The 11,182-nt window shown below is 71.8% G+C and carries 13 protein-coding genes; 8 read left to right on the forward strand and 5 right to left on the reverse strand.

The features are described 5' to 3' along the window. Window positions 1–126: 126 nt before the first annotated feature. Window positions 127–1,689, reverse strand: coding sequence for an alpha-amylase family glycosyl hydrolase (locus D7I44_RS13095; protein WP_162940273.1), 1,563 nt, complete (start codon window positions 1,687–1,689; stop codon window positions 127–129). Window positions 1,690–1,822: 133 nt separating this feature from the next. On the opposite strand from D7I44_RS13095, the gene D7I44_RS13100 reads away from it, so the two are divergent. Both D7I44_RS13100 and D7I44_RS13105 read left to right on the forward strand, forming a co-directional pair. Beyond that, window positions 1,823–2,161, forward strand: coding sequence for a DUF7882 family protein (locus tag D7I44_RS13100; RefSeq protein ID WP_120790954.1), 339 nt, complete (start codon window positions 1,823–1,825; stop codon window positions 2,159–2,161). Window positions 2,162–2,223: 62 nt separating this feature from the next. Further along, entirely contained in the window at window positions 2,224–2,913 is a 690-nt protein-coding gene (locus tag D7I44_RS13105) for a GAF and ANTAR domain-containing protein (protein WP_120789902.1), read from the forward strand. A gap of 29 nt (window positions 2,914–2,942) precedes the next feature. Here D7I44_RS13105 and D7I44_RS13110 read toward each other — a convergent pair whose 3' ends face one another. Both D7I44_RS13110 and D7I44_RS13115 read right to left on the reverse strand, forming a co-directional pair. Beyond that, window positions 2,943–4,358, reverse strand: coding sequence for an aldehyde dehydrogenase family protein (locus D7I44_RS13110; protein WP_120789903.1), 1,416 nt, complete (start codon window positions 4,356–4,358; stop codon window positions 2,943–2,945). A gap of 38 nt (window positions 4,359–4,396) precedes the next feature. Next, window positions 4,397–5,209 (reverse strand): sigma-70 family RNA polymerase sigma factor, encoded by an 813-nt coding sequence (locus D7I44_RS13115; protein ID WP_120789904.1) that lies wholly within the window; start codon window positions 5,207–5,209, stop codon window positions 4,397–4,399. Window positions 5,210–5,344: 135 nt separating this feature from the next. Here D7I44_RS13115 and D7I44_RS13120 point away from each other — a divergent pair, with 135 nt between their 5' ends. Continuing rightward, window positions 5,345–6,241 (forward strand): glucose 1-dehydrogenase, encoded by an 897-nt coding sequence (locus D7I44_RS13120; protein ID WP_120789905.1) that lies wholly within the window; start codon window positions 5,345–5,347, stop codon window positions 6,239–6,241. 138 nt (window positions 6,242–6,379) lie between these two features. Here D7I44_RS13120 and D7I44_RS13125 read toward each other — a convergent pair whose 3' ends face one another. Further along, window positions 6,380–6,766: a ChaB family protein gene (locus tag D7I44_RS13125; RefSeq protein WP_120789906.1), complete on the reverse strand. Its 387-nt coding sequence runs from the start codon at window positions 6,764–6,766 to the stop codon at window positions 6,380–6,382. Window positions 6,767–6,789: 23 nt separating this feature from the next. Next, window positions 6,790–7,728: a DNA topoisomerase IB gene (locus D7I44_RS13130; protein WP_342768582.1), complete on the reverse strand. Its 939-nt coding sequence runs from the start codon at window positions 7,726–7,728 to the stop codon at window positions 6,790–6,792. Between the two features lie 31 nt (window positions 7,729–7,759). Between D7I44_RS13130 and D7I44_RS13135 the strand changes: the two genes are divergently transcribed. The 5 genes from D7I44_RS13135 to D7I44_RS13155 all read left to right on the forward strand — a co-directional run bounded on the left by D7I44_RS13135 (window position 7,760) and on the right by D7I44_RS13155 (window position 11,161). Continuing rightward, window positions 7,760–8,230 carry a hypothetical protein gene (locus D7I44_RS13135; RefSeq protein ID WP_120789907.1) on the forward strand — a complete coding sequence of 157 codons (471 nt, stop codon included), beginning with the start codon at window positions 7,760–7,762 and terminating at the stop codon, window positions 8,228–8,230. Next, entirely contained in the window at window positions 8,227–9,453 is a 1,227-nt protein-coding gene (locus tag D7I44_RS13140; protein ID WP_120789908.1) for an NRAMP family divalent metal transporter, read from the forward strand. Before D7I44_RS13135 ends, D7I44_RS13140 begins: the two co-directional genes overlap by 4 nt. Then, window positions 9,454–9,849 carry a hypothetical protein gene (locus D7I44_RS13145; RefSeq protein WP_120790955.1) on the forward strand — a complete coding sequence of 132 codons (396 nt, stop codon included), beginning with the start codon at window positions 9,454–9,456 and terminating at the stop codon, window positions 9,847–9,849. Further along, window positions 9,836–10,186 carry a PRC-barrel domain-containing protein gene (locus tag D7I44_RS13150; protein ID WP_120789909.1) on the forward strand — a complete coding sequence of 117 codons (351 nt, stop codon included), beginning with the start codon at window positions 9,836–9,838 and terminating at the stop codon, window positions 10,184–10,186. The genes D7I44_RS13145 and D7I44_RS13150 overlap by 14 nt, the downstream gene beginning before the upstream one ends. Before the next feature lie 93 nt (window positions 10,187–10,279). Beyond that, window positions 10,280–11,161 carry an alpha/beta fold hydrolase gene (locus D7I44_RS13155; protein ID WP_120789910.1) on the forward strand — a complete coding sequence of 294 codons (882 nt, stop codon included), beginning with the start codon at window positions 10,280–10,282 and terminating at the stop codon, window positions 11,159–11,161. Window positions 11,162–11,182 lie beyond the last annotated feature (21 nt).

The raw sequence follows: 11,182 nt of genomic DNA on the forward strand, positions 1-11,182 counted from the left end.
ATCGGCGACCGGAGAACCGCAGAACGACCGGGGCTCGGGCGCGCCAGGGCAGAGCGCTCAGGAGTTATGCGCACGCCCCTGGCGTCACGGCCGGCACGCCGGCACGCCGGCACGCTCGCCGGGACTCTACCGCCCCAGCCACGCGAAGCCGTACGGCCCGAGCCGGTGTCCGTTCCAGCGCTCGGCGAGCAACGGCTTCGCGCCGTACGCCTCGAACACCTCGGCCGGCTCCCGACCGAGGTTGTGCAGGGTCAGGAATCCGCCCGCACTCAAAGCCAGCACCGACGGCGCGCCGGGCAGCACATGCCGCCGCACCGGCCGGGCCGCGAGGCCCAACTCGCCGCGCAAGGCGGTGAGCCGCCTGGTGAGCGCGAGCGGCGAATCCGGCTCAGTCGCCTGCGCTCGGGCGTTCACGTGATGGAAGTCGAACGGCCCGTCCCGTTGCGCCGGCAGGATCAGCGGAGCGTTATCGGCGCGGGTGAACCCGCCGCCGCGCGCGGCCGACCACTGCATGACGGGCCGGCATGCGTCGCGCCCCTCGACCGACAGGTCGTCGCCGATGCCGAGCTCCTGCCCGTACATCATGAGCGGCACCCCCGGCAGCGCGAGCAGCATGCTGAGCGTCATGCGGAAGCGGCGCGCGTCGCCCATCATCGGCGCCCAGCCGCGGCGCAGCCCGCGGCCGTAGAGCAGCGCGGCGCGGCTGCCGCCGAACTCCTCGAGCACCTCGTCGCGCTCGTCGTCGGCGAGCTGGTCGAGATCGAGTTCGTCGACGTTGCGGACGAAATTCAGGCGAGCGGATGCCGGCACCGAGCGATCCAGCCCCTCGAGCGCCGCATGCAGCGGCGCCGCCTGCCCGCGGGCGAGCCCGAGGAAGATCGAGTTGTTCAGCGTGAAGTCGAGAACGGCGTCGATGCGGTGGTGGTCGACGAGCACCGCGAGCTCGGCGGGCGCCGCGTCGGCCTCTGCGACCAGCACGACGTCGTCGCGCACCTCGGCGAGCCGCGATCGCAGCCGGTCGTAGAAACGCCCAGGGTCGACGCCGGTTCCCTCGGTGGGCTTCGGCTGCACGGCGGGCATCGCCGCGTCGATGCGGAAGCCGTCGACCCCGCGCCTCAGCCAACTCGTCGCGATGCGCACGATCTCTTCGAAGACGTCCTCGTTGGCGACGTTGAGGTCGGGTTGGAAGCCGTAGAACTGGTGGTGGTACCAGGCCTCCGCCTCGTCGTCGAAGGTCCAGACGCTGTCCTCTTCGCCGGGGAAGACGGGGCGGTCGTCGGGGGAGTCGATCGGCTCGTCTGCCCAGATGTAGTAGTCGCCTGCCCGCGACTTCCGGTCGCGCCGCGCGGCCTGGAACCAACGGTGCCGCTCTGACGTGTGGTGAATGACGAGATCGAGCATGAGCCGGATGCCTCGCCTGTGGCATCCCTCCACCAGCGCCGCGAAATCGCCCGCGGTCCCGAAGCGGGGGTCGATGTGCTCGTGGTCGTCGATGTCGTACCCGTTGTCGCGCCTGAGACTCGGATAGATCGGCAGCAGCCACAGCCAGTCGGCGCCGAGCGCCGCCACATGGTCGAGGCGCCCGGTGACGCCGGCGAGATCGCCGATGCCGTCACCGGTCGAATCCTGGAAGCGCGAAGGGTCGACGCCGTAGACGAGTCCCTGCGGGGGCCAGTGTGCGGTACCCATGCCCCGGGCGATACCCGCGCCACTTCCCGGCCAACCGGCCGCCAGACGTTTCACAGATGCTAACTTTCTGCTCAGCGGCTGCGTCAGCGCCTCGCGGCGCTCCACCCCTCGCCGGCCGTACAGGGGAGTATTCATGGGAACGCTCATCTACGCAGGCACGGGCCGATTCGACGTCGACGACCGCACCCTCGCGCACATCAAGATCGCCATCACCACGAAGCTGCGCCGCCAGGAGAGCTTCCTGCTGAACTGGACGATCCCTGCCGACCAGGGCTCCGGCCGCGTCAGCGTGTGGCTCTCGCCCGCCATTCCGCTCCAGTTCATCTTCTCGGCGCCGAAGCCGCCCGAGCTCAACCGGCAGTGGCTCGAGGCGCTCGAGCGGTCCTCCCACGGCATCCGCGGCATGGTGCTGCTGCACGAGAACGAGGTCGAGGAGTACCTGCACGCGGCAGGCGCGGCGGTCGCCCCCTAAGTGGGGGTGCCGCTCGGCGCAACCCCCTGTTACCCGCTTCGGATGCTTCCTAACCTGCGGATGTGGGCAATCCTGATTATTTCGCCGATCTGGCCGACGAGCTCTACGCGCTCGGTGACGCCACCCGCATCGCCGACGGCATCGCCCAGACGGGCCGCGAGGCGGTCGGCTGCGACGCCGCGGCGGTGAGCCTCGTGGCGGCGGGACGGCGCATCCAGCCGGCCGCAGGCACCTCGCGCGAGGCCTATCGGGCCGAACAGCTGCAGGGCTCACTCGGCGAGGGGCCCGGCCGCGTCGCAGCCGAGGACCGCGAGGTCGTGGTCGCCGACGACCTGGCCGCCGACGGGCGCTGGCCGATGTGGGCGGGCGACGTCAGCGAGCTCGGCTTCCGCAGCAGCCTGACGGTGCCGCTGCACGAGCGGGGGCGCGTGTTCGCGGTGCTGCAGCTGTACTCGGAGCGGCCGGCGGCGTTCGGCGCCGAGCAGAACGCGATCGCCACGCTGCTCGCGAGGCGCTCGTCGGTCGCGCTCGCCGCGGTGCGCCGCACCGACCACCTCAAGCAGGCCGTCGACGCGCGCACGGTGATCGGGCAGGCCGAGGGCATCCTGATGGAGCGCTACGGCCTCGATGCCGACACCGCCTTCTCGGTGCTGCGCCGCTACTCGCAGCAGGGCAACGTGAAGCTGCATGACGTCGCCGAGCGCGTGGTGCGCGAGCGCGAACTGCCGGGGCTCGGCGCGCTGGCCTCCTGATTCTTCTCAGGCGATGCCTGGCCGGATGCCTAGGCCGAAGCCCGCCCGCCCGGCGCAGCCAGATGCACGAGCTTCGCGACGCTCAGCTCGTTCAGCAGCTCGGGGCCGTAGCCGAAGCCGAGCCCGCTGTCCCGCCGCGGCTGCGACGAGGCCCCCGGCGCCCCGCCGAACACGTTGTTGATCTTCACGCTGCCGACCTGCAGCTCGGCGATGGCGAGTTCGGCGTGCGCGATCTGGCTGGTCAGCACCGTCGCCGAGAGGCCGTAGCGGTCATTGCCGGCCGCGATCAGCGCCTCGTCGAAGTCGTCGACGACCTGCACGGGTGCGACGGGCCCGAAGGTCTCCTCGCGCATGACGGCCATCGTCGGCGTGCAGCCGACGAGCACGGTCGCCGGGTAGCCGCAGCCGGGCCCGGGGCTCGGCGCGCCGCCGACGATCGCGCGGGCGCCGTTCGCGACGGCATCCTGCACCTGCTCGTCGACGTGGGCGCACATGCGCTCGTCGACGAGTGGTGCGAGCTCGCCGGTCTCATTGAGCTGGGCCGCGGCCGCGGCGAGTTCCGCGATGAACGGCTCGGCGATGTCGCGGTGCACGTAGATGCGCTCGACCGCGGTGCCGAGCTGGCCGCTGCTCGCGAACGCGCCCTGCGCCGCTTCGCGCGCGCACCAGCGCGGGTCGAGGCCCGCATCGACGATGAGGGCGTCGTTGCCGCCGTTCGCGCGCACGACATGGGCGCCGGTGACTGCCGCGAGCCGCGACACCGCCTGACCCGAGGCCGACGACCCGACATGCACGACGACGTCGATGAGCGGGTCGCCGACGAGGCGCGACCCGACGCCGGGCCCTCCCACGACGGTCTGCACCACGTCGGGCGGCAGCACGTCGGAAAGCAGCCGGCCGAGTCGCAGTCCGGTGTGCGGGGCGCGCTCGCTGGGCTTGTGGATGACCGTGTTCCCGGTCACCACGGCCGCGCCGATCAGGCCGCAGGCGACCGCGACCGGGTCGTTCCACGGCGTCAGCACGACGGCGACGCCGCGGGGCTCGAACCGGGTGTAGTCGCTCGCGGTGCTGACGCCGGCGAGGCTGCGGCCACCGTGCACCGCACCCAGCTCGGCGAAGCGGCGCAGCGCGTCGACGCCCGCGAGAGCGCACGACCGGGCATCCGCCTCGCTCTGTCCCGTCTCGCGCGCCGTGAGCCGCGCGAGCTCGCCTGCGTGCGCCGCGATGAGGTCGGATGCCTCACGCAGCAGGCGCCCGCGTGATTCTGCGGGCGCCTGCTCCCAGAGCGCCTGGGCGATGCGCGACGTGTCGACGGTCTGCCGCAGCTCGCCGTCGCCCGTGCAGCGCACGGTGCCGACGACGTCGCCCGTGCGCGGGTCGCTGATGGTCAGTTCTTCCTCCGCGTCGCCGTGGCGCGCGAAGTCGGGGAATACCAGTGCCGCCATGTCAGGCGGGTACCCGCCGTGCGCGCCCGGCACACGGGTCAGGCGGCATCCCTGAGGCCGTGCGGGAAGGTCCCGGCGAGCTCGTGCCGCAGCCTGTCGAGGATCTTGGCGAGCAGTCGCGAGACCTGCATCTGGCTCACGCCGAGCTCCTCGCCGATCTCGGCCTGCGTCTTCTCCTCGCCGAAGCGGCGCTCGAGGATGAGCGCCTCGCGCTCGTTCAGGTGCGCGAGCGCCTGCTGCAGCATCGCGCGCAGCTCTGCGCGGTCGAAGTCGGGGTCGACGTACGACGGGATCATCGACGGCGTGTCCTCGTCGTCGCCGGCGGACGCCACGGTGACGGGCGACTGCGCGTCGAGGCAGGCGCGGGCGGCACGGACATCCTGTTCGGTCACGTGCAATTCCTCGGCCAGTTCGAGATCGGATGCCTCACGCCCCAGCGTCTGCGCGAGGCGGGGCCTGGCGCGCATCAGCGCCGAGCAGAGCTCCTGCATGCGGCGGCCGGGCCGCACGAGCCAGCCGTGGTCGCGGATGTGCCGCTTCAGCTCGCCGTCGATCGTTGGCACGGCGTACGGAACGAAGGGCGTGCCCCGCTCGGGGTCGTAATGGCGGGCGGCCTTGACGAGCCCGAGCAGCGCCACCTGGCGCAGGTCGCCGTAGTCCTCGTCGCCGCGCCGGTAGCGGCGGGCTATGGATTCCGCGAGCGGGATGTGTGCGACGACGATCCGGTTCTCGATCTGCGTGCGCTCTTCCGGCGTGCAGGCGCCGACCCTGTCGAAGGCCGCCGTCGTCTCCTCGCTGCGACGGCGTCGGGCCTCGAGCGTTGCGACGTTGGTTGCGGTGTTGCCGTTCATGTGTGCTGCCTCACTCCGTGTTCATGGAACGAGTGGCGTAGCGCGCTGTTCGACTACTTGCTCCGATCAGATCAAGCCGGGCGCGAGCCTGAAACCCCCTTGCGGATCGAGGCCCGTTCTGCTTTTCGTGGGTCGATGACTTGGACGCAGAACACCTTCGACAACCCCGTCACGCGCTACCCGAAGGTCGAGCCGCCGGCCGACATGGTGTCGGAGCCCGGGCGTGACAGCGAACTCGACCCACCTGCCGACCACGGCGAGGAGACATACGTCGGCAGTGGGCGGCTCGAGGGACGGAAAGCGCTCGTGACCGGGGGAGATTCGGGGATCGGGGCGGCCGTCGCTATCGCGTTCGCGCGCGAGGGCGCCGACGTCGCGATCGTCTACCTGCCTGCGGAGCAGGTCGACGCGAACCATGTGGCCGAGCAGATCGAGAAGGCGGGGCGGAAGGCCGTGCTGATTCCGGGCGACCTCACCGATCGCGCGTTCTGCGGCGTCGCCGTCGAGCATGCGCTCGACGCGCTCGGAGGGCTTGACATCGTCGTGAACAACGCCGGGAAGCAGATCTTCTGCGAGGACCTGACCCAGCTGCCCGATGAGCAGTTCGAGCTCACGATGCGCACGAACATCCACGCGATGTTCTATCTGACGAAGGCCGCGTTGCCGCATCTGCCCGCCGGCGCGGCGATCATCAACACGACCTCGGTGCAGGCGTACCTGCCCGGGCCTCAGCTCGTCGACTACGCCACCACGAAGGCGGCGATCAACGCGTTCACGAAGGCGCTTGCGGGGCAGCTGGCGCCGCGCGGCATCCGCGTCAATGCCGTCGCCCCCGGTCCGATCTGGACGCCGTTGCAGCCGAGCAAGGGCCAGCCGCCGGAGAAGCTGCCGAAGTTCGGCGAGCAGACGCCGCTCGGCCGCGCGGGCCAGCCGGCCGAGCTCGCGCCGGCCTACGTCTTCCTCGCCTCGCCCGAGTCGAGCTACGTGGTCGGCGAGACCCTCGCGGTCACGGGCGGCATGCCGACCCCCTAACGTGCGCGGGACTTGCGACGCGTCCGCGGGACAAACTGCACCCGCGAACGCGTCGTTTCACCCGCGCACGCCGGGTTATGCGAGAAGACGAAGGCGATGCCGAGCATCCGGATGCCGCAGCAGAACAGCCCGGATGCCTCAGTTGCGCGCCTTCCGCGTGGCCTTGTCGTTCGCGCTCTGAATCGCCTTGACCAGCTGCGGCTTGGTCATTCTCGAGCGGCCCTTGACGTCGAGCTGCCGAGCGACGTCCATCAGGTGCGACTTGGAGGCGTTCGCGTCGACCCCGCCTGCTGTGGGGCGGCCGCGACGCTTCGCGCCGGCATCGGACGGGCCCTTGTGCCCCTTCTCGACCCAGTGGTCGCCGACCTTCTCGTACTGGTGCTTGAGCGCGGCGTACGCGGTCTGCTGCGCGCGGCGGCCGCGGCCGTACTCCTCGATGGCCGAGTCGTGCGCCTTCACCCAGATCTCCTGCGCGTGCTTCGGCGAGCGCTCCAGCGTGCTGGGCAGATCCTTGCTTCCAGGCATCCCCATCTCCTAGTTCAGCAGTTTCACGAGCGCCGCCTCAGGTGAGCGGCGCACCTCCAGTAGTTCCCCGTTGCGGTACCTGTCGAACACCCGAGGGTCGATGTAGCTCGCGCGGCGACGGCGGCGGTGTTGCCGAGGGCGGATGCTGCGCGCAGCACTGCCTCGCGCTCGGCGGCGTCGCCCGCGCGCCGCGTCTTGGCCGGCCCGATGCGGGCGAGCGTGTCGGCGGCGACGATCGTGCCGCGCAGGGTGCGGAAGTCCTTGGCGCTCGCGTCGACGCCGGTGCGCCGGCGGATGTCCTCGTTGACCTCGGCCGGGTGCAGCGGGTGCCAGCGCGTGTCGCGCCAGGCGAGCAGCCGCGAGCCGGGGCGGCGGCGCTCGGCGAGCTCGGCGAGATAGTCGGCGAGCTCGGGGTCGCGGAACGACGAGTCCCAGCCCTGCCCGCTCTTCGACGGGAATCGCAGCTCGAGCTCGGGCCCGTCGATCGTGACGTCGCGGTAGAGCAGCGTCGTGAGCCCCCGGGTGCCGTAGGCGCGGCGGTAGCGCTCCTCGCCGATGCGCAGCGCGGCGCGGTCGACCATGCGGAACGCGGCGGCGAGGGTCCGCTCACGCGGGGTGCCAGGAAGCCGCAGATCGCGGGTGACCGTGCGGCGTGCGCCGGGCAGCGCCTCGGCGAGCTCGAGCATGCGCTCGAACTTCACGGCGTCGCGCTTCCGCCGCCACTCCTCGTGGTAGAGATACTGCCGCCGCCCGGCCGCGTCGGTTCCGACCGCCTGGATGTGGCCGTTCCGGTGCGGCGAGATCCACACGTCGAGCCACGCCGGCGGGATCACGAGCAGGCGGATCCGCTCGAGCACCTCCTCGTCGCGCACCGCGCGCCCCGACGCGTCGACATAGCGGGGCTCGGCGCCGGGCAGACGCGAGAAGCCAGGCCCCGAGGGGTCACTGCGACGGATGCGCATACTTCGCCGATTCCCAGGGGACCGATCGGGCATGACCGCGAGACGGCGCGCAGGGGCGGGCGGATGCCTCGCGGCGGCCCTCGTCCTCGTGCTGGCCGGCTGCGTGCCCGACTCGGGCGGGGTCCCCGGGCGGCTCGAGCGGGGACTCGCGTCGGCCGACAGCAATGCCCAGACCGCGTCGCTCGCGCTGCGCGAGCTGAGCGCGGGCCGTACCACGCCGCAGCAGGCGCACACGGCGATCGACGACGCGCTGACCAAGCTCGGCGAGGAGCGGGCCGGGCTCGCGGGCGTCGAGCCGGCGACGCCCGCCGAGCGCCGCTGGCGCAGCGGCGCCGACGACGCGATCGGCGAACTCGACGCCGCGCTGAAGGACGCCAGGGCGGCGGTGGCGGGCGGCGCAGGCATCCGCTGGTCACAGGCGCGCCGGGAAGTGGCGGACGCGAGCGATGCGCTCGAGCACGCGCGGCGCACCATCATCAGGCAGGGCGGTGAGGCCGAGTGAAGAAGTTCCTCGGCGTCTTCCTCGGAATCCTGACTGCCATCGGCGGCTTCGTCGACATCGGCGACCTGGTCACGCAGTCCGTCGTCGGATCGCGCTTCGGCCTTTCGCTCGTGTGGGTCACGGTGCTCGGCGTGATCGGCATCGTCGTGTTCGCGCAGATGTCGGGGCGGGTCGCCGCGATCAGCGGGCGGGCGACGTTCGAGATCATTCGCGAGCGACTGGGGCCGCGGGCCGGATTCCTGAACCTTGCGGCCTCCTTCCTGATCAACCTGCTCACCCTGACCGCCGAGATCGGGGGCGTGGCGCTGGCCCTGCAGCTCGCGAGCGGCATCCAGCCGCTGCTGTGGATCCCGGTCGTGGCCTTCGCCGTCTGGATCGTGCTGTGGCGGGTGAAGTTCAAGATCATGGAGAACGTCGTGGGCCTCGCGGGGCTGTGCCTCATCGCGTTCGCGGTCGCGGTGTTCCTGCTGCATCCCAACTGGGGCGAGCTCGGGCACTCGCTGATCTCGGGCATGCCGACGTCGGAGCACCCGTCGACGTACTGGTACTTCGCGGTCTCGCTGTTCGGCGCCGCGCTCACGCCGTACGAGGTGTTCTTCTACTCCTCCGGCGCCCGTGAGGAGAAGTGGACGCGGAAGGACCTGTCGCTGTCGCGGGCGAACGTGCTGCTCGGCTTCCCGCTCGGCGGCGCGGTGTCGCTGTCGAACGCGGCGTGCGCGGCGATCGTGCTGCTGCCGCTCGGCATCCAGGTCGAGTCGCTCTCGCAGGTCGCGCTGCCGGTCGCGCAGGCGGGCGGCGTACTGCTGATGGTCGCGCTGATCGTCGGCATCGTCGCCGCGACCTTCGGCGCGGCGCTCGAGACGTCGCTGTCGAGCGGGTACGCGATCGCACAGTACTTCGGCTGGTCATGGGGCAAATTCCGGCGGCCGGCGAAGGCTGCGCGATTCCACCTGGTGATGATCGCGACGCTCGTGATCGCCCTCGGCATCCTCGCGACCGGCGCCGACCCGATCGAGGTGACCGAGGCGTCGGTGGTGCTGTCGGCGCTCGCGCTGCCGCTCACATACCTGCCGATCCTGATCGTCGCGAACGACCCGCAGTACATGGGCAAAGACGTCAACGGGCGCGTGACGAACGCCTTCGGGCTGGTGTTCCTCGTGCTCATCGTGGTCGCCTCGGTCGCGTCGATCCCGCTCATGATCATCTCGGGGATGGGGGCGTAGATGTCGAGCGCGGATGCCAGGGAGGACCTGTCCTTCGACGACTCGCCGCGCGGCCGGGTGCTCGACGCGCATCTGCACCTGCTCGACAGGCAGCTCGTCGACCGCGACGGCGTTCCCGTCGCGACGGTCGACGACGTCGAGCTGACGGATGCGTCGCCGGGGCAGCAACCCCGCATCGCCGCGCTGCTCTCGGGACCGGTGCTGTGGACGCGCATCTTCGCGGGCCAGCCGCGTCGCTCGCACCTGGAGGAGGCACCGTGGCGCGACGTGACCTCGGTCGACGTAGTCGTCGCGCTGTCGGGCGCGGCCGACGACTACGACGCGAACTGGTCGGAGCGCTGGGTGCGCGAGCACATCGTCGGGCGGATTCCCGGGGGTCGCCATGCTCCTGACTGAGCTGCTCGGACTGCCCGTGCGCGACGCGGGCGGCGTGTCGCTCGGCACGGTCGCCGATGTGCGCTTCGTGCTCGACGGGCCGCCGTCCGGCAACGGCGCAGGGGCCCTGGCCGAGGCGCGCCTGCACGGGCTGATCGTGAGCCCGCACGGCGGCGAGTCGTTCCTCGGCTACGAGCGCAGCAGGGTCGACCGGCCGTGGCTGATCGCGCACGTGCTGGCGGCGCGGCAGCGCCATGCGGTGCTCGTGCTCTGGGACGACATCGCCGAGGTGGGGGAGGAGCTGCGTCTGCGCCCGGGGGCGATACGCTACTCGCCGGCCCTTCCCGGCTCGCGCTGAGCGGCCCCGCGCGGCCGACCGCCCGTCACCTTCCGTCACAGATTCGCGCGCGCCGTCGCGCGCGGGCGACGATTCAGTGAGAGAGGGAGATCGATGACGCAGACGATCGACGAGTTCGCCTATCTCGCCGACGAGGCCGCCGAGGTCGGCGCGGATCCCGTGGTGCCCGACGTGCGTCGCGTCACGGCCGACGCGCCCGGCGGCGAGCTGAGCGCCCTGCTCTGGGGCGTCGAGCCGCGCCTCACCCTGCTTCACGGCGCCGGCCTCAACGCGCACACGTGGGACGCGACGCTGCTGCGGCTCCGCCGTGACGCGCTCGCCGTCGATCTGCCCGGCCACGGCGACTCCGCGTGGCGCGACGACTTCGACTACGGCGCGCGCACCAACGCGGCCGCGGTCGCCGCCGCTCTCGACGCGCTCGCCCCGGGTGTTCCGCAGGCCGTGATCGGGCAGTCTCTCGGCGGCTCGACCGCGATCGCCCTGCTCGAGGCGCGACCGGAGCTCGTGGCATCCCTCGTGCTCGTCGACGTCAGCCCCGGCCTCAGGCCGGCCGACGCGTCGAGCGTGCGCGACTTCCTCGCCGGGCCGCTCGTGTTCGACTCGCGCGAGCAGATCGTCGAGCTCGCGGTCGCGAGCGGCATCGGCAGCGACCGCGTGAGACTCGCGCGCGGGGTCGTGCTCAACACGCGCGTCCGCGACGACGGCAAGGTCGTCTTCAAGCACCACCTCGCCGCGCCGCCGGCCGGGGCGAGCCTCGACACCGACTTCTCGGGGCTGTGGGCGCCGCTCGAGGCATCCGACGTGCCCGTGCTCCTCGTGCACGGCAGCAGCGGATTCCTGCCGCCCGACGTCGTCGCCGAATTCCACGCGCGCGTGCCGCGTGCCGCCCTCGTCGAGCTCGACGCCGGCCACAACGTCCAGGAGCAGCAACCCGCTGCCCTCGCCGACGCGATCACCGCCTTCCTGGCCGCGTGACCTCATCACACCCCACAAAGG

The sequence above is a fragment of the Gryllotalpicola protaetiae genome (genome assembly GCF_003627055.1).
GTDB lineage: Bacteria > Actinomycetota > Actinomycetes > Actinomycetales > Microbacteriaceae > Gryllotalpicola > Gryllotalpicola protaetiae.